Annotated in this window: 16 protein-coding genes; 11 read left to right on the forward strand and 5 right to left on the reverse strand. The window is 43.6% G+C overall.

Annotated features, from left to right (window positions below; translation table 11 throughout):
* The first annotated feature begins 8 nt into the window (after nucleotides 1–8).
* Entirely contained in the window at nucleotides 9–1,973 is a 1,965-nt protein-coding gene (locus tag NK987_RS07680; RefSeq protein WP_259263365.1) for a glycoside hydrolase family 127 protein, read from the forward strand.
* 54 nt (nucleotides 1,974–2,027) lie between these two features.
* On the forward strand, nucleotides 2,028–3,395 hold the full coding sequence (locus NK987_RS07685) for an FAD-binding protein (protein ID WP_259263366.1): 1,368 nt from the start codon (nucleotides 2,028–2,030) through the stop codon (nucleotides 3,393–3,395).
* A 94-nt stretch (nucleotides 3,396–3,489) separates the two neighbouring features.
* Here the strand turns inward: NK987_RS07685 and NK987_RS07690 are convergent, their stop codons facing one another.
* From NK987_RS07690 to NK987_RS07710, 4 genes are all read right to left on the reverse strand, one after another.
* Nucleotides 3,490–3,987, reverse strand: a complete 498-nt coding sequence (locus tag NK987_RS07690; RefSeq protein WP_258424668.1) for an energy transducer TonB — start codon at nucleotides 3,985–3,987, stop codon at nucleotides 3,490–3,492.
* A gap of 68 nt (nucleotides 3,988–4,055) precedes the next feature.
* Nucleotides 4,056–4,550 carry an energy transducer TonB gene (locus tag NK987_RS07695; RefSeq protein WP_258424669.1) on the reverse strand — a complete coding sequence of 165 codons (495 nt, stop codon included), beginning with the start codon at nucleotides 4,548–4,550 and terminating at the stop codon, nucleotides 4,056–4,058.
* A gap of 62 nt (nucleotides 4,551–4,612) precedes the next feature.
* A complete protein-coding gene (locus NK987_RS21470) occupies nucleotides 4,613–5,890 on the reverse strand; it encodes a TonB family protein (RefSeq protein ID WP_420841172.1) in 1,278 nt (425 codons plus the stop codon).
* A complete protein-coding gene (locus NK987_RS07710; protein WP_258424670.1) occupies nucleotides 5,887–6,261 on the reverse strand; it encodes a BlaI/MecI/CopY family transcriptional regulator in 375 nt (124 codons plus the stop codon). The genes NK987_RS21470 and NK987_RS07710 overlap by 4 nt, the downstream gene beginning before the upstream one ends.
* 217 nt (nucleotides 6,262–6,478) lie before the next feature.
* On the opposite strand from NK987_RS07710, the gene NK987_RS07715 reads away from it, so the two are divergent.
* Both NK987_RS07715 and NK987_RS07720 read left to right on the forward strand, forming a co-directional pair.
* A complete protein-coding gene (locus NK987_RS07715) occupies nucleotides 6,479–6,973 on the forward strand; it encodes a DoxX family protein (protein WP_258424671.1) in 495 nt (164 codons plus the stop codon).
* Between the two features lie 5 nt (nucleotides 6,974–6,978).
* A complete protein-coding gene (locus NK987_RS07720; protein ID WP_259263367.1) occupies nucleotides 6,979–8,607 on the forward strand; it encodes a Gfo/Idh/MocA family protein in 1,629 nt (542 codons plus the stop codon).
* Nucleotides 8,608–8,692: 85 nt separating this feature from the next.
* On the opposite strand, the gene NK987_RS07725 is transcribed toward NK987_RS07720, so the two are convergent.
* The gene (locus NK987_RS07725; RefSeq protein ID WP_259263368.1) at nucleotides 8,693–9,958 is read right to left on the reverse strand and encodes a M24 family metallopeptidase; all 1,266 of its coding nucleotides are present in this window, start codon (nucleotides 9,956–9,958) and stop codon (nucleotides 8,693–8,695) included.
* Between the two features lie 170 nt (nucleotides 9,959–10,128).
* Here NK987_RS07725 and NK987_RS07730 point away from each other — a divergent pair, with 170 nt between their 5' ends.
* The 7 genes from NK987_RS07730 (at nucleotide 10,129) to NK987_RS07760 (ending at nucleotide 17,559) form a co-directional block, all read left to right on the forward strand.
* Nucleotides 10,129–11,604, forward strand: coding sequence for an acyl-CoA synthetase (locus NK987_RS07730; protein WP_259263369.1), 1,476 nt, complete (start codon nucleotides 10,129–10,131; stop codon nucleotides 11,602–11,604).
* Between the two features lie 9 nt (nucleotides 11,605–11,613).
* Nucleotides 11,614–11,976, forward strand: coding sequence for a malonate transporter subunit MadL (gene madL, locus NK987_RS07735; protein ID WP_259263370.1), 363 nt, complete (start codon nucleotides 11,614–11,616; stop codon nucleotides 11,974–11,976).
* A gap of 1 nt (nucleotide 11,977) precedes the next feature.
* Nucleotides 11,978–12,736 carry a malonate transporter subunit MadM gene (gene madM, locus NK987_RS07740; RefSeq protein WP_259263371.1) on the forward strand — a complete coding sequence of 253 codons (759 nt, stop codon included), beginning with the start codon at nucleotides 11,978–11,980 and terminating at the stop codon, nucleotides 12,734–12,736.
* A gap of 15 nt (nucleotides 12,737–12,751) precedes the next feature.
* Nucleotides 12,752–13,153 (forward strand): GNAT family N-acetyltransferase, encoded by a 402-nt coding sequence (locus NK987_RS07745; protein WP_259263372.1) that lies wholly within the window; start codon nucleotides 12,752–12,754, stop codon nucleotides 13,151–13,153.
* A gap of 295 nt (nucleotides 13,154–13,448) precedes the next feature.
* Entirely contained in the window at nucleotides 13,449–14,930 is a 1,482-nt protein-coding gene (locus NK987_RS07750) for an MFS transporter (protein ID WP_259263373.1), read from the forward strand.
* 52 nt (nucleotides 14,931–14,982) lie between these two features.
* Nucleotides 14,983–16,932: an amylosucrase gene (locus NK987_RS07755; protein WP_259263374.1), complete on the forward strand. Its 1,950-nt coding sequence runs from the start codon at nucleotides 14,983–14,985 to the stop codon at nucleotides 16,930–16,932.
* Nucleotides 16,933–17,163: 231 nt separating this feature from the next.
* The gene (locus NK987_RS07760; RefSeq protein WP_259263375.1) at nucleotides 17,164–17,559 is read left to right on the forward strand and encodes a hypothetical protein; all 396 of its coding nucleotides are present in this window, start codon (nucleotides 17,164–17,166) and stop codon (nucleotides 17,557–17,559) included.
* Nucleotides 17,560–17,766 lie beyond the last annotated feature (207 nt).

Below are 17,766 nucleotides of genomic sequence, written 5' to 3' on the forward strand. Positions count from 1 at the left end.
AATAACCCATGAAAACCAATGTTGTCCTTTTTTTTACGGCAATTCTGATAAACCCTGTTTTTGGCCAATCAGAATTGAAAAAACTTACCCCAATCAGTTACTCGGAAGTGACGATCACAGATGCTTTTTGGAAACCAAAACTGGAAAAAGTAGCCAACTCAGCTTTGCAGGTATGTATCCAACAAACAGAGGTGGAGACCGGGCGGATCCGCAATTTTGAGAAAGCTGCAAGAAAATCAGGAGAGCAGCACGAAGGGATTTATTATGATGACAGTGATGTCTATAAAGCCTTGGAGGCCATTGCCTATTCCCTCAAAAACCAATCTGATCCTTTACTCGAAGCCAAGGCGGACGAATGGATCGATAAGATCGCAGCAGCGCAGGAGGCCGATGGCTATATCAATACTTTTTACACCTTGACCGGATTGGAAAACAGGTGGACAGACATGGACAAACACGAAGCATATTGCGCTGGCCATCTGATCGAGGCGGGTGTGGCTTACTACCAAACTACCGGAAAGAGAAAACTCCTGGATGTCGGTATCAAGATGGCCGACCATATTGATCAGACTTTCAGACAAGCCAACAGGCCTTGGGTTGTCGGCCATGAGGAAATCGAACTCGCTTTGGTCAAATTGTATAAAGTCACCAATGAAGAAAGATACCTTGAACTTTCAGATTGGTTTTTGGACCAAAGAGGACGTGGACATGGTGTAGGGGGAATTTGGAACAATAAAAACTGGGGTCCAAAATATGCGCAGGATGATGTACCAGTCAAAGAACAAAAAGAAATCACAGGACATGCCGTCCGGGCAATGTATCTCTACACCGGTGCTGCAGATGTAGCGGCAGCAAAAAATGATGATGGGTATATGAATGCCATGAAGACCGTTTGGGAAGATGTTGTCTACCGAAACATGTACATCACAGGAGGGATAGGTTCCTCGGGCAGCAATGAAGGTTTTTCTGTAGATTATGACCTGCCAAACGAAAGGGCTTACAGTGAAACTTGTGCCTCGGTAGGAATGGTTTTCTGGAATCAGCGCATGAATTCCCTGGAAGGGGATTCCAAATACATCGATGTCTTGGAGAGGAGTCTTTACAATGCAGCTTTGGACGGTTTGAGCCTACAGGGCGACAGGTTTTTTTATGGAAATCCGCTGGCTTCCAATGGGCAACATTCCCGCATGGCATGGTTCGGAACTGCCTGCTGTCCTTCCAATATTTCCCGCTTGGTGGCTTCTGTCGGTGATTATATCTATGCTACCTCGGATGACGGTATTTGGGTTAACTTATTTATCGGAAGTCAGACCAATATCCAAATGGGAAAGGTAAATGTGCCGGTCGAAATCAAAACCAATTTCCCAATGGATGGGGTGGTGAACATCGCCATGAATCCTGAGAAAAAAACCACCTACAGCCTCAATTTAAGGTTGCCGGGATGGGCTAAGGAACAGCCGGTACCCGGGGATTTGTATCGATTCGAAGGTACAGCCAAAGAAAAATTCACCGTAACACTTAACGGCAAGCCTGTGGAATACACACAGGAAAATGGATACATCACCATATCAAGAAAATGGAGCAAAGGTGACATTGTCCAATATTCGTTGCCTATGGAAATCAGGAAAGTAAAATCAAGAAATGAAGTGGAAGCCAATCGGGACAGGATTGCTTTACAAAGAGGACCTTTGGTTTATTGTGTGGAGGGAGCTGACAATGCCGGAAGGGCTTGGAACATTGTGGTTCCGGCGAATACCGAATTTCAGGAAGTAGAATATCAGGTCCTGAATGAAAGGGTGATGGCAATTCAGGCAAATGTGCCGGTGGTGACCGTTTCGGAGGATGGGTCCACTGTAAAAACTGAAACCAAGAGCATCACCGCCATTCCCTATTACACTTGGGCCAACCGTGGAGCAAGTGAAATGCAGGTTTGGCTACCGACCAAGGTGAAAGAACTGAAGGTGAATTATTGAGAAAAAATTGCTGCCATTTAATAATAAAAACTTTCTTTCTTGACATAACCCAAAATGAAAAAAAGAACCTTCCTAAAAAACTCTTCCCTCCTCGTTGGAGGGGTTTTGATCCAACCGATATTATCTTGCTCCCCCCAAAAACCCGCAGAAACCATGACACCCGACTATTTGAAAAACTGGGCTGAAAATTTTGAATTCAGCACGACCAATGTTCATTATCCCAAAACAGTGGAGGAAGTACGGGATTTGGTCAAAAAATGTAACAAACTGAGGGTGTTGGGTTCCAGACATTCCTTCAACAGGATTGCTGACAGCAACGATAACCTCATTTCTTTTCAAAATCTGAACAAAATCATTTCCTTGGACAAGGAAAAAAACCAGGTTACGGTGGAAGGAGGTATCAAGTACGGTGAACTCTGCGCCTACCTCCATCAAAACGGATATGCCCTCCACAACCTCGCCTCTCTGCCGCATATCTCTGTTGCCGGAACAATAGCCACAGCCACCCATGGCTCGGGAGTCGAAAACGGAAACCTTTCCACGGGAGTTGCTGCCATTGAGTTTGTCAACGCCAAAGGTGAGTTGGTTCAGCTTTCAAAAGAAACAGATCCTGATTTTTTTGGTGCCGTAGTTGGTTTGGGAGGATTTGGACCTGTTACCAAAGTGACTTTGGACCTGCTTCCGACTTTTGAGGTCGCTCAGGTCGTGTATATGGATATGCCTATGGATGTCCTAAAGGACAATTTCCAGGAAATCATGGCTTCAGGGTATAGTGTAAGCTTGTTTATTGACTGGAAAAGTGACAATGTCAATGAAGTCTGGGTAAAGCGAATAATAGTCCCTGGTGTGGCGCTTGATTTTCCTGAGGAGTTTTTCGGAGCCAAACAAGCAAAAGTGCATATGCATCCTGTGCAGGAAATGTCTGCTGAAAGTTGCTCTGAGCAGTTGGCGATTCCCGGCCCTTGGTATGAGCGCTTGCCACATTTTAAGATGGAATTTCAGCCAAGTGCTGGCAAGGAATTGCAGTCAGAATATTTTGTACCTATGGAAAATGGATATGAAGCACTCATGGCAGTGAAGGAAATGGCAGATCAAATCTCTTCTCACCTTTTCATCTCCGAAATCAGAAGTATCAAAACGGATGAATTGTGGATGAGTACCTGCTACCAAAGGGATTCCATTGCAGTCCATACCACTTGGAAACAAGAAATTCCAGAAGTCCAGGCACTATTGCCTCAGATGGAAGCCAAGTTGGAACCCTTTAGTCCAAGGCCGCATTGGGCGAAATTATTCACCATTTCTTCCAAAAAACTCCAAGAGCGGTACCCAAAAATGGAGGAATTCAAATCCCTTCTCGCCAAACACGACCCCGAAGGAAAATTCCGAAACGGGTTTTTAGATGAACATCTTTATGGCGTATAGAATTGTAAAAAGTCAAATCAGTTTTTTGGGCAGATTATACCACTGTTTAGGAAAAAAGAGGGATTCCCATCTGAGAATCCCTCTTTTTGATTGTTCAGGATTTATCCTTTTTGCCAAGAGCATATTGGACCGGTAGCCTCATTCGGGATCTGACTATTTTACCGTCTTTTTTTCCAGGGTTCCAGTTTGGTGAAGCTTTGACAACCCTCAGCGCTTCCTCATCACAGCCTCCTCCGATTCCTCTTAGAATCTCTGCATCGCTCACTGAACCATCTTTATTGATGATAAAAGTAATGTAGACTGTTCCTTCAATGCCCTTGTCTTTCGCGGATGCGGGGTATTTCAGGTTGTCCTTCATGAAATTTCCCCAAGCCTCGATCCCGCCGGGAAATTGCGGAAATTCATCCACCATATCAAAGACTTCATCTGATGATCCTTGAGCAGAATTTTCACCCATCGGAATGTCCAAGGTTTTTGAAAAAGCGGAATCTTTGGAGCTTTTGCAGGAGATAACAAATACCATCATGGACAATAAGATGATGACCAACAGGAAATTGTTTGTACTTTTTGATTTTGATGAGCTGGTGTTCATTTAGGGAAGGTTTTTGATTGCTTAAATTGATTTTACAAAAGGTGATTTATGGAAATGGTTTATGAACTTTAAGCGATTACCTCTTTTTCCCCGAGTTTGAATTTGATCGGAACCCGCAACCTGACATTGACAGTGTGTCCTTTCTGCTTGCCGGGAGTCCAATTGGGAGATTGCATGATGACGCGTTTGGCTTCCTCATCACAACCCGCACCGATTCCTTTCAATAGTTCTACATTTTTCACCGAACCGTCTTTCCTTACTTCAAAGACCACATACACAGTGCCTTCAATTCCCATTTCCCTGGCTTTTTCAGGGTATTTGAGGTTATTCATAAGGAATTCATTCCAAGCTTCCATGCCACCGGGAAACTCCGGAGAATCTTCCACGACATCAAAAATTTCATTAGTTTCTATGTTCTTGCTTGTCACTTCGCCATTTTCCAATACTACTTTCTCGTCATATCCCTGAAAGTCACAGGAAAAAAATACCATCATCAGTCCCATTAGCGGGAGGACGGTGAGAAGATTGCTTTTGTAATTTGGGGTTGAATTGTTTGCTTTCATCTTGTGGTTAGTTTATATGGTTGATTTATTTTGAATATCTGGTATGCTTTTTCGATAAGGATTTAACCCAACTGAAACCTGATCGGTATCCTCATCCTGACGTTGACCAATCTTCCCCTTTGTTTTCCCGGGGTCCATTTTGGAGACTCTCCTATCACTCTTTTCGCTTCCTCATCACAGCCTGCACCGATTCCTCTTAACAATTCTATATTGTGCACACTGCCATCGGTCTTGATTTCAAAGACTAAATAAACGGTACCTTCTATGCCCATTCGCCTTGCCTGACTTGGATATTTAAGGTTGTCTTTCAAAAAGTTATTCCACGCCTCCATTCCACCTGGGAATTCAGGAGATTCCTCGACTACATCAAAAACCTCATCTGCATCCAAAATCTTTGAATTGATTTCATCAGGAATGGACGGAGCTGTTTCCTCCTTTGACATCGGTATTTCCATGACTTCTGAAAAAGAATTGTCAGCACCCTTTTCACAGGAAAAAACAAAAATCATCAATCCAAGAACAGGCAATGCAAGCAAAAATCTCCATTTATGGATTAATCCGGATTTTGCGGTATTCATCATGATAATCCGTTTTTTGAGCTGAAACTGGTTGAAGTTGTTAACAAACTGCTGCTCTTTTTTGGTTGCTGTCAGGTTCAACAGGAGTTGGGCATATTCTTTTTTGGGATGAAAAGTGGTCACCTTGGTATCGGCCTGAAATTCATGGACTTCATGGATACTGGACTCGAAAAGTTTGATCAATGGATGAAACCAGAAAACCGATTTGGTAAGCTGCATGAAAATCAAGTCCAGTGTATGGAATTTTGAGGCATGCTCCGATTCATGGAGAATGATCAATTCCTGGGCTTTATTCCCTTCTTGATAAGCCGGCAAAAGAATAAAATTGAAGAATGAAGAAGGTGGAAATTTTGGATTTACCACAATTGTCAAATCCTTGTGGCTGAATTTCTCTGAGGATTTAATCAAAGAAAAGGTTTTGAAAATTCCCAATACCAATCGGCTAATGGTCCAAAGAAGTCCGGAATAGTAAATAAGGATAGCTCCATAAACCAAAATAGATTTGGCGGAAATCCCATCTTCTGGAGTCAGTGCAAATTCAGGTAGGTAATAAGTAAAAACCTCAGGGTTCAAGGCTGAGATAGAACCTGGACCCAACTCAAATGAGAGTAAAGGAATGACCAATGCCAATCCCAAAGAACCTAATAGGTATACCCTGTTCCATCCAAAAAAAGTGAGTTTGGAAAGAAATATGACATAAAAAGCATAAAGTAGCAGCAGGATAATGCTGCCTTCCAAGAGGTAGTTGAATATGGTAATCATGGCTGTGAGGAGTTACCCATGTTGTCAATCAATTTTTGAAGTTCTTCCATATCTTTTTCAGATAACCCTTTTTCCTTGACCATGAATGACAAAACATTCTCCACCGAACCTTCAAAATAGTCTTCCAATAATTCGTTGAAACTGGTTTTCCTATATTCTGTCTGGGTAATGGTGGGAAAGTACTCATGGATGTTTCCGTAAGTCCTGTGGTCTAAATATCCTTTTTTTTCCAAAAGCTTGATATTTGATGCAAGCGTGGTGTAAGGTGGCTTGGGCTCTGGCAGTTCATTCAAAACGTCTCTTACCAAAGCTTTATTCAGCTTCCAGAATATCCGCATCAGGCTTTCTTCGTATTTCGTCAATGTTTCCATAAAATAAATTTAAAAGAAACATTTTAGACTTCCTACGAAAATTTCGTAATTCTACGAAAAAAACATTTTCGCCTTATCTCTCTAAATAGAATTTCCTTTTTTCCCCTTTCAAAATCCCTGCTATATAGAGGGATATACATCATGTTTTGGATTGACCTAGATCATGTTTTTTTGGGGTTTGATGTGGTAATATCGTGCATCAATAAACAAAAAACCTATGGATCAAACTTCCAGATTTACCTCATTGCAAACAAGCAGCTTGGTACTGCTCCGTTTGCTGATCGGTTGGCACTTTTTGTACGAAGGTGTTATCAAATTGTACAGTCCCTCCTGGACTGCTAAAGGATACTTGCTCAGCGCGAGTTATATGGAGTCTTTTTTCAAATGGATGGCAGGCGAATCCATCATCCCCATCATTGATACCCTGAATATCGGGGCTTTGCTCTTGGTTGGGTTTTGTCTGATAATAGGATTCAAAACCAGGTGGGCAAGCATCATTGGCATTGGACTTCTGCTGTTGTATTACCTGGCACATCCCCCATTTCCGGGATATCCTCAAGGTCCAAGTGAGGGAAGCTATTGGCTTGTCAACAAAAACCTGATAGAAGCAGCGGCTCTTTTTGTCCTCTTTTTATTTCCTACAGATTATTCTTTTGGAATTGCAAGGCTCTTTGCAAAACCTAAGACCGTATCCACAAACCCAATCCCCTGAAGCATATGGCAACTGACAAGAATTTATTCAAGGGCTTTTCCCGAAGGGAATGGCTCAAAATACTCGGAGGTATTCCGATTTTTGGGGCAGTGTGGACAGCAGGTTTCAGGTCCAATGAAAAGGCATTGAGCGAGCGTAATCTTTTGCTCGAAACCCTTAATATCAAAGCATCCGCACCTCCCGCTTCAGGCCCAATGACCGGGGAACCGCTAAGGGTCGGCCTGATTGGGTTTGGGATAAGAGGCGAGCAATTGATGCGTTCTTTGGGTTTTGCTACCGTAGAATGGCTCGATGACATGGCCAAATCCGCAGCAGAAAATCCTAATGATACCCGATTGGCAGAATTTAAAGCCCAAGAGGGACTTAACGTCAGACTTACCGCAATCTGTGATATTTTTGATGTCAGGGCAGAAAAAGCCCTTCGGTCTTTCAATACCAAAGAGAATCCATGTAAAAGGTACAAAACACATTTGGATTTATTCAACAGCGGTGAGGTGGATGCAGTCATCATTGCGACACCGGACCATTGGCATGCACCGATGGCCATTGCCGCCATTGAGGCAGGCCTACATGTATATGTTGAAAAACCTATGACCCATACCATTCAGGAGACCTATGACCTGAGGGAGGCTTGCCGTAAAAACCCGGATATCAAATTTGCGGTCGGACATCAGCATCGTCAAACCCAGAGTTTTTTGACTGCCCAAGATGCCATTGCCAAAAATACCTTAGGCCATGTGTCTTTGGTCGTGACGGCTACCAACAGAAATGACGACAACGGTGCCTGGCAATATGACATCCATCCGGATGCTTCTACCGAGACCATTGATTGGAACGCCTTCTTAGGCACCGCTCCCCAAATCCCATTCAATGCCGAACATTTTTTCCGGTGGAGAAAATGGTGGGCTTATGGTTCAGGATTGTCAGGGGATTTATTGACTCATGATTATGATAGGATCAATTGTGTTTTGAAAATGGGAATTCCCAAATACATCACAGGTTCCGGAGGGGTTTACACCCACAGGGACGGAAGAAATGTCCCTGATGTGATGCAGATCAATATGGATTTTCCGGAATTCAGTACTGGTACTAGTCAGACCCCCGGCAAAGAAAAAGGGATGACATTGGTCTACAGTGCTACTTTGGGCAACCAATTTGATAGGGGCACGGTATTGATGGGACACGATGCTTCCATGGAATTGGGAAATATGGTCACGATCTATGCCGATCCAAGGTCCACCAAGTACAAAGACCTGATCAAAGAAAACAGGGTAGATCCCTCCGTACCGATATACCAATATGACCCAAGTGCCAATGGCGTAGATGCGGTCACTTCCGCCACAGCCAAATACTTTGCCAACAAGGGTTTGCTTTGGACTTATAGGGATGGCAAAAGAGTGGACTCAACTTTCCTTCACCTCAGAGAGTGGATGAGCTGTATCCGTAACGGCGGCAATCCAAGCTGTGGGATCACTGAGGGTTTTGAAGAAGCCATCACAGCGCATATGGGCGGCCTATCTTACAAAATCGGCAGACGAATAGAATGGGATTCCGAGAATGAACAAATCATCGCCCTACCCGGAGAAAACCTCGATGAAATCCTTCTCAACAATGACGATGTTTTCATTTCTTGAAAAACGGGATTTTGAAATTTGCTTTAGAAAAAAGGGTTGTCCGTAAATGGCAACCCTTTTTTTCTTAAATATTTTCAAATTCAATCTAAGCAAAAGGCTTATCAATCGCCGGACTCGGAGCGCTGAAGAACTTGGGGCCTGAGGCAGACATGTAAAAACAATCCTCCACCCTGACGCCAAACTCACCCACGATGTAGATCCCGGGCTCATTGCTGAAACACATTCCTTCCTGAAGTGGGGTTTTGTTGCCACGCACCAGATTGGTCCATTCGTGGACATCAAGGCCGATCCCGTGCCCAAGCCGGTGGCTAAAATATTTGTAATCAGGTCCAAATCCACCTTTGCTGACAATTCCCCTTGCCACAGCATCCATTTGCTCACAGGTAGTCCCCTGTTTTGCTGCAAGTTCTATCGCTTTTTGCTGAGCCTCCCTTGCGATGTTCCATACCTGCGTATGTCGGGCTGTTGGTTTTCCAAAAACAATGGTACGGCTGATGTCTGAGGTATATCCTTCTATTTTGCAGCCGCCGTCTGCCAAGATAAGGTCGCCTTCTTTGAGTTTCTGTGGAGTGCTGCTTCCATGCGGGAATGCAGACCATTCCCCAAAATTAGCACCTATGGAGCCTTTTGCTCCCAAAGCCTGATGCGCCTCGGTGGCAACCCTGCTGAAATCCGCTTGGGTCATGCCTTCAAAAAGCGAATCAAAAAGTACTTTGTAGGCAGCAATCGTGATGTCATTGGCTTTTTGCATCAGGGCTATTTCAGCAGGTGATTTAAACATCCTGCATCCCGCGGTGATAGGATCTGCAAGGACAAAATTCAGCCTTCCACTTTCTTTTTTGATGCCATCATATAGAAAAAACCTTGAACGCTCTTCAATTCCGACGGTCTGATTTGGAGTGCCTTTGTCCTTCAAGATTCCCGCAACCACCTGATAAGGGCTTTCATGCTCTTCCCAAGTGCGTATGTCGGAACCGAATTTTACCAATTCTGTTACTTTGTCTTCTTCAAACTTTGGGCAGACATAAGCAATTTCTCCTTTGGCAGGAATCACGGCTGCAACCATCCTCTCGGAAAGAAAAAAGTCGAAATCCAAAAAGTAAGCCATACTTGTCCCCGGTTCGAGAAACAGCGCATCTACTTTGTTTGCTATCATCAGACTTTGTGCTTTGGCTATCCTGCCCAACCTTTCCTCACGACTGATGGGAACAATGTCCGCGATCATGGGCTTTAACCCTTTCAAAGCCTTTGGAAGGTCGTTTTCCTGGCTGTTTGCAAAACTTAATGAAGGAATAGCCAGGCCGGGGGCCAATGAGGCGATTTTGAGGAAATTGCGTCTGTTGAATGTCATATGGATGGGGCTAATAAATTCTTACTAAAATAGGCTTTGATTGTTGAATATTGCAATCAAGTTGGATCAAATAAATGATCGCCTTTTGGGACTTGCACCATTTTTTAGCTTCGACACCAACAATCGATTGAATTTCGGTTTAATTTAAGCCTTCCAAAAAAAAACCTATTATGCTTCGACTCATTGAAAACGCCAAAAGGTTTGCAACCAAGTGCGCCATTGTGGACCAATCTGATTCATATTCTTTTCAAGACCTTTTGGACAGAAGTGAAGCGATTGCCTTGCATCTCCTGCAGGGAAAAGAGGACCTTGGACAAATGCGGATTGCCTTTATGATAGCGCCGGGATTTGATTATGTGGCGGTGCAATGGGGGATATGGCGGGCTGGAGGCATAGCAGTACCGCTTTGTGTCACTTATCCTTTTCCTTCTCTCCAATATGTTGTGGAAGATACGGTTGCGGAAATGGTCATTTGCGGACCTGAATATGAAGATATCTTGTCTCCTTTTTCTATGATACCCAACATCCGGATTATCCGGATGTCAGGTTTATCTATAAATGAATCTGGGAATTTACCTGAAATAGAAAACCAAAGAGGCGCGATGATTCTCTATACCAGTGGGACGACAAGTCTTCCAAAAGGAGTTCTGACAACCCATGCGAATATCGAAGCGCAGGTCAGTACCTTGGTAGATGCCTGGCACTGGAGTTCTTCGGATTACACCCTTTCGATCCTGCCCCTGCATCATGTACACGGTATTATCAACGTCAATTCCTGTGCGCTTTGGTCTGGAGCGACGGTGCAATTTTCACAAAATTTTGATGCCAAAAAGGTTTTTGAAATTTTCATGGAAGGCAAGGTCAATGTTTTTATGGCGGTTCCCACCATCTATTTCAAGTTGATCGCTTACTATGAAAACCTCTCTCAGACTGAACAAATGAAGGTTACTGAGAGGTTGAAGCAATTCAGGCTCATGGTATCGGGTTCGGCCGCCTTGCCGGTATCAGTGATGGATAAGTGGCACGGGATCTCGGGACATTACCTGCTCGAAAGGTACGGCATGACCGAAATCGGCATGGCCGTCAGCAATCCCTACGAGGGGGAGCGCCGCGCAGGATACATTGGGATGCCTCTCAAGGGAGTGGAGATCAGACTTTGTGATGAGGCCGACAGGGTAATTCCATTGGACCAACCCGGTGAAATCCAGGTCAGGGGCGGCAATGTATTCAAAGAATATTGGGGAAAACCAGAAGCCACAGCAAAAGCATTTACATCTGACGGTTGGTTCAAAACCGGAGATATCGCCGTCGTGGAGGATGGGTATTTCAAGATTCTCGGAAGGGATTCTGTTGACATCATCAAATCAGGAGGATACAAAATCTCCGCTTTGGAAATCGAGGAAGTCCTTCGGAAATATCCGGGTATCAAGGACTGTGGTGTCATAGGAATTCCGGATGAGGAATGGGGGGAATTGGTAGCAGCAGCTTTGGTGACAGAAAAAAATATAGATTTAAGTGTCCTTAATGCTTGGATAAGAGAAAGGATGCCTGCCTACAAAACACCGAGAAAGTTTCTGGTAGTGGAGGATTTACCGCGGAATGCCATGGGGAAAGTCACCAAAAATGAATTGAAAAAGCTGTTTTAACCTGAAAATATGAAAATAATTTACGGAGTCGCCCTTTTGGCACTTTCCTATCTGATCGGGCAGTGGTTGGGTGAGTTCTTTGGAAACCTGCTTGGCATCAATGCCAATGTTGGGGGAGTAGGATTTGCGATGATTATCCTGATGCTATTGAAGGAGTGGTTTGTCAAAAACAACTGGATGAGTCCTGATATAGACCTTGGCATAGACTTTTGGAACAAAATGTATATCCCCGTGGTCATTGCGATGGCGGCAAGCCTCAATGTCAAATCTGCAGTTTCGACAGGAACTTTGGCTGTTGTGGCCGGGGCAATTCCTGTGCTTGCGGCATTTTTTGTTTTCCCTTTGATCCTCAAAAAATTCCATAAAATCTGACATGGAGATATTCCTAAAATTGGTAGAGAAAAACGGCCTGATCGTTGGCTTTTTGGTGATTGGGATGATTGTGGCCTTTTCTGAGCTTTTTTCCAAAAAAGTATTGAACTCCAAAATTCCGGGATCGGCAATTGCCATTTTCTTGGGGTTGGTTCTCGGGTATGTGGGCGGAGTATTTACAGGAGGAGAAAAAGGGTTGTCAGACATTGCCATTTTCAAGGGAGTCGGGATCCTGGGCGGTGCCATGTTCCGCGACTTTGCGATCGTTGCAACTGCTATCGGAGCTAGTTTTTATTTGGTGCGCAAAGCCGGTTTGTTGGGAATGATTTCTTTGTTTTTTGGAATAGGTCTGTTCTTTATTATGGGTGTTATCCTTGCCTATGCCTGGGGATATCGTGATGCTGCAAGTCTTTGTACTATTGGAGCGGGAGCCTGCACCTATATAGTAGGCCCGGTGACCGGTGCGGCTGTTGGGGCAAGTTCGGAGGTGATTGCGCTGAGCATTGCCGCAGGCGTGGTCAAGACTATCGCGGTCACCATCATTACGCCAATTGCTGCCAATAAAATAGGACTGAACAGCCCGGAATCTGCCATGGCATTTGGAGGATTGATGGGGACATCGAGTGGAGTGGCTGCCGGATTGGCAGCTACAGATCCCAAATTGGTACCCTACGGGGCGGTGACTGCAACTTTCTACACAGGTTTAGGTTGCCTGATCTGTCCTTCGCTGTTTTATATTTTGTTGGAGATGATTTTTTGAGGAGAGAATTGAAAGATGACAATCAAAGAAGTTTCTATAGATCAAATCCTCCCCATCCGCCAACAGGTCATGTGGCCTGATAAGCACATTGATTTTGTTCGGGTTCCTGAAGATGAAAACGGGATCCACTTTGGGTTGTTTGTGAAGGAGAATCTGGTTTCGGTAGTTTCGGTTTTTATCCACGGGCAGGAAGCCCAATTCAGGAAGTTTGCCACCTTGGAACAGTTTCAGGGAAAAGGATATGGATCAAAACTCCTTCAGTACATTTTTGATTTTTTGGAAGAAAAAAGCATCAGCCGAATCTGGTGCAATGCAAGGATTTCAAAAGCAGGTTTTTATCAAAAATTCGGAATGACCACCACAGCAGCCACTTTTGAAAAAGAAGGGATGGAATATGTGGTGATGGAAAAGATTTGAGAAAGGCAAGATTTTTGATTTTATCCAAAAAGAATTTCACTGATTTTTGATTTTTTTTACCAAAAAACAGTGGATGTCCATTAATTTTCCGCAACCGTTATAGATCAGTTAAAAAGCGGGATTTGGGTTTGGTACCTCCTCGAAAAACGCTGTCTAGGTGCTGTTTAGCCATTTCATCGTTTTTCATAGGATGAATTTTTAGAAGATTATTTTTCTATTTTAGAATTCCCAAAATGGGGTTTCCTCATTTTTGGATAACAACTCAAAGTTACCTGACCCAATTAACCTCCCTTGTATGAGTAAACCACGGCTTTCCTTTCAACAGATCATCAATATGAATGTCGGCTTTTTTGGCATTCAATACAGCTTTGGATTGCAGCAGAGTGCAGTCAACCCGATCTATGACATGCTTGGGGCTCAACCGCACGAAATTCCCATCCTGAACCTTGCAGGACCGATGACGGGATTGCTCATACAGCCGATTATCGGGGCGTTGAGTGACAGGACATGGAGCCCAAGATTTGGCAGAAGGAAGCCTTTCTTCTTTATAGGTGCGGTTTTTTGCAGTATCTGTCTCTTTTTATATCCGTTCAGCAGTTCGCTTTGGATGGCAGCAGGCTTGCTTTGGGTCTTGGATGCAGCCAACAATACCGCGATGGAACCTTACCGTGCCTTGATTGCTGACAAACTTCCTGAAGAACAGTATGCCACAGGTTTTCTTTCCCAAAGTTTCTTTACAGGTTTGGGGATCACACTTGCCAACATTTCACTTTTTATATTCCAGATGTACATTCCGGGAACTGCCGGTTCTCTCCCGGTCTGGGTGTATGCCTCCTTCTTTTTAGGTTCAATTTGTTCGATTACTTCGGTGGGATGGAGTATCTACAAAACTCCCGAGATTCCACCGACTGACCAGGAGTTGCGGGTTTTGAACGAGAAAAACAAAGGACTTCCTCATCCTGCCATCCAGTTTTTCCTCTCCTTGATTACCTCCTTATTGGTGTATATTCTCTTTGCCCTGCTTTTGATTCCTTCGATTTTTGACAGGACTTTGATTCCTCGTCTGATTACCTCGATGGAGAAAAACAAATATTCCCGAGTTCTTTTTGGTGAAAACCTGGAAATCATCCACTCCGTCGTCGACATGCCTTCGGTGATGTGGAAACTTGCATTGGTGTATCTTTTCCAATGGTATGCGCTCTTTGTCTATTGGCAGAATGCCGCCAAAAGCATTGCCCAATCGGTTTGGAAAACTTCTCCCGCGGAGGACATGAAATTGTTTGAAGAAGCGGTGGGATGGACAGGCCTGGTCAATGGTTGGTACAATATTGTCACCTTTTTGTCAGCTTTTGCATTGGTAGGTGTAGCCAAAAAATTCGGCCCTCGCAAAGTCCATTTCATTTGCCTCATCCTTGCAGGGGTTGGCTTGCTGGCATTTCCCCATATCGAAAACAAATATGCCCTGCTCGTTCCCATGACCGGATTTGGGATAGCTTGGGCGAGCATGATGGGTATTCCTTATCTCCTTGTGGTCAATGAAATCCCCAAAGAACGATATGGAGTCTATATGGGAATCATCAACATGATGATCGTGATTCCGATGATCTTGCAGACCTTGAGTTTTGGATTTATATCCAAATATTTCCTCAGCAACAATCCCGGGTTTTCCATCACTTTTGCCGGGGCATTGTTGCTTTTGGCAGCATTGGCCACTTTGAGAATCAAAGAAACCCATGATATCGATACCGTATCAGCCCCGATGGGAGGCGGACATTGATGTAGATGCTGTTTTCAATTACTTAATCAAAAAGAAATAAATACCCTTTTCCATGGCCACAGACCATTCATTGACAGACTTCATCCGAAATATTCTTTCCGCCAACGAGCTTAAATTATCCATCAAAGACAAAGCTTTTATTGCGCGGCTGAATGCCGGAATGGCTTCCATCACCCACTTATACTATCAGATTTACAGTACCCATCCCAAAAAAGATGAACTCTTTGAGCAATTAATAGCCACGCTCGTCCGTGCCTATCAATCCCGTGAAAAGGTCCTTCGCAAAAGGGATGAAGAAAAAGCCAAGAAAGGACATTGGTTTTTGAGCAATGAACTTGTCGGTATGAGTCTCTATGTGGACCGTTTTGCAGGGAATCTGCCGCAGCTTAAAACCAAACTTCCCTACCTGGAGGAACTCGGAGTTAACTTCCTTCACCTCATGCCGCTATTTGAAAGCCCTGAAGGCGAAAGTGATGGTGGATATGCTGTTTCGGATTTCCGAAAGGTGGACAAGAAGTTTGGCACATTGGAGGATTTGATTGGTTTGAGAAAAGAAATGCAGAAAAAGGGGATGTACATGATGCTGGACATTGTCCTCAACCACACTTCCCACAGGCATGAATGGGCCGAAAAAGCCAAATCCGGAGATCCTTATTTTCAGGATTTCTTTTACATGTTTGACAACAGGTGGATTCCTAATCAATATGAGGAGAAGATGCCTGAGATTTTCCCCGAAGCAGCACCCGGCAATTTTACCTATGTCGAGGAATGCCAAAAATGGGTCATGACGGTTTTCCATAATTACCAATGGGATCTCAATTACATGAATCCTCTGGTCTTTAGGGAAATGTTGGACAACGTCCTGTTTTATGCCAATCTCGGCGTGGATGTGCTGCGGGTAGACGCTCCGGCATTTATCTGGAAAGAAACAGGAACCACTTCTCAAAATCTTCCTCAGGTACATACACTGCTACAGTTGATCAAGGAATGCGTTCTCGTGGCCGCTCCTGGAATGGCGATATTGGGAGAAGCCATTGTCGCACCAAAGGAGATCATCAAATACTTTGGGACAGGGGATTACACTGCAAAGGAATGTGATTTTGCCTACAACGCCACCCATATGGCGGTGCAGTGGGACATGCTTGCCACCGGCGAAACCGACGTGATGCTTGCCGCCCAACATGCGATTTTGGAAAAGCCATTTGGAACCTCTTGGATTTCTTATACCCGATGTCACGATGATATCGGGATGGGATATGAAGATTATATGATTGAAATGACCGGTAAAACACCCTTCAGGCACCGCAGGTATTTGATGGATTATTATTCCGGAAACCTTCCCGGCACCCCTGCTAGAGGAGCACTATTTTCTTTCAATCCCAAAACCGGCGATGCCAGAATCAGCGGCACCTTGGCTTCTTTGTGTGGGCTTGAAAAATCACTGTATGAAAATGATTCCTACGGACAAGATATTTCCATCCAAAAAATCATCCTCATGCAGGCGCATTCCCTATTTCTTGGTGGCTTGCCGATGCTGTACTATGGAGATGAAATCGGGTACACCAATGATTACAGCTTCAGTGATGATCCGGGAAAAAGCTACGACAACAGGTGGCTGCACAGGCCTTTGATTGATTGGGAAAAAGCAAACAGAAGAAATGAAACAGGAACGGTCGAAAACAGGATTTTCTCCCAAATGCAGGCCCTGATCAAAATCCGAAAGAACCTGCCTGTGATCGGAGATTACAAAAACCTCACTTGGATATCGCCACACAACATCCACATCGCGGCTTTTTTAAGATCTTTTGAAGGAAAGCCATTTTATGGGATTTTTAATTTCAGTGACAAATACCAGAACCTGACTTGGTATGCATTTAGAGAAAAGGGAGAGTCACCTGAATCACTGTTCGATCATTGGTCTCAAAGGGAAATTCAGGTTGGTCCTGACCATGAGTACCTTTGGCTCGAACCTTATCAGTTTTGTTTGTTGGAGCCAAGATAGTAGGGGTGGCATTTTGTGATTTAGGTTTTTTGCAATTGTATTTGTTTAAAAGTAGTGAAACAGTATAAGGGAGTCTGAAAAATTCCACTGATCAAAAATCAATTCATTGATGTGTTTAATTGTAATACATTGTAGTGAGCAAGCTAAAAAATCGAACTGCGAATGAAGTTTAGTCTGACTTTTTTTCTTTTTCTAATAATTAAACTAAACGTATTTGGTCAAAATCTAAATATGGTAATTGAAGTAAATGAAAGGCTAGTTACGACCGAAATTTCTGGTGCTTATCTAAATTTTGAAAACACAGATGGAATTAAAAGCAGAAATATTGTGGGATATTATCCCGGAGAATTAGTCCTTGAACCCGAAGATTGGGAAAAGATAAACTCTGATTTGACTAAAAAAATTACTCTGACTTTTGACTACAATACTTTCAAACGGAATGGACACCAGATCGGGAATTTTGGAATTGAAATGCCAAAATTCCTTTTCAGTCAAGAATATTTAATTTTAAGAGTGTACGATTTTAGGGAGCGAAAATTTAAAAAACGATATGGATGTTTAACCAAAGAAAACTATATAGCTGAATTGGATTTTCCGCAAGGCGGAATTTTAATAAGATGTAGATAAAATAGGCCTACTTAAAATGTATAGCCGCAATTATGGGGGATTTAACTACCTCCAAATCACTCGGAATCGCTACCGTCTGTACCAAACCGAGAATTAGCGGATATTTTCCCGTAACTTCATTTATATTAACTGTCTTCAAATGGTATTTCGGTAAACCTGTATCGCTTTCTTCAAGCCTATTTGATAAACCTAATTTCAGACCTTACT

It is taken from the genome of Aquiflexum gelatinilyticum (genome assembly GCF_024813435.1).
In the GTDB taxonomy this organism is placed as follows: Bacteria; Bacteroidota; Bacteroidia; order Cytophagales; family Cyclobacteriaceae; genus Cognataquiflexum; species Cognataquiflexum gelatinilyticum.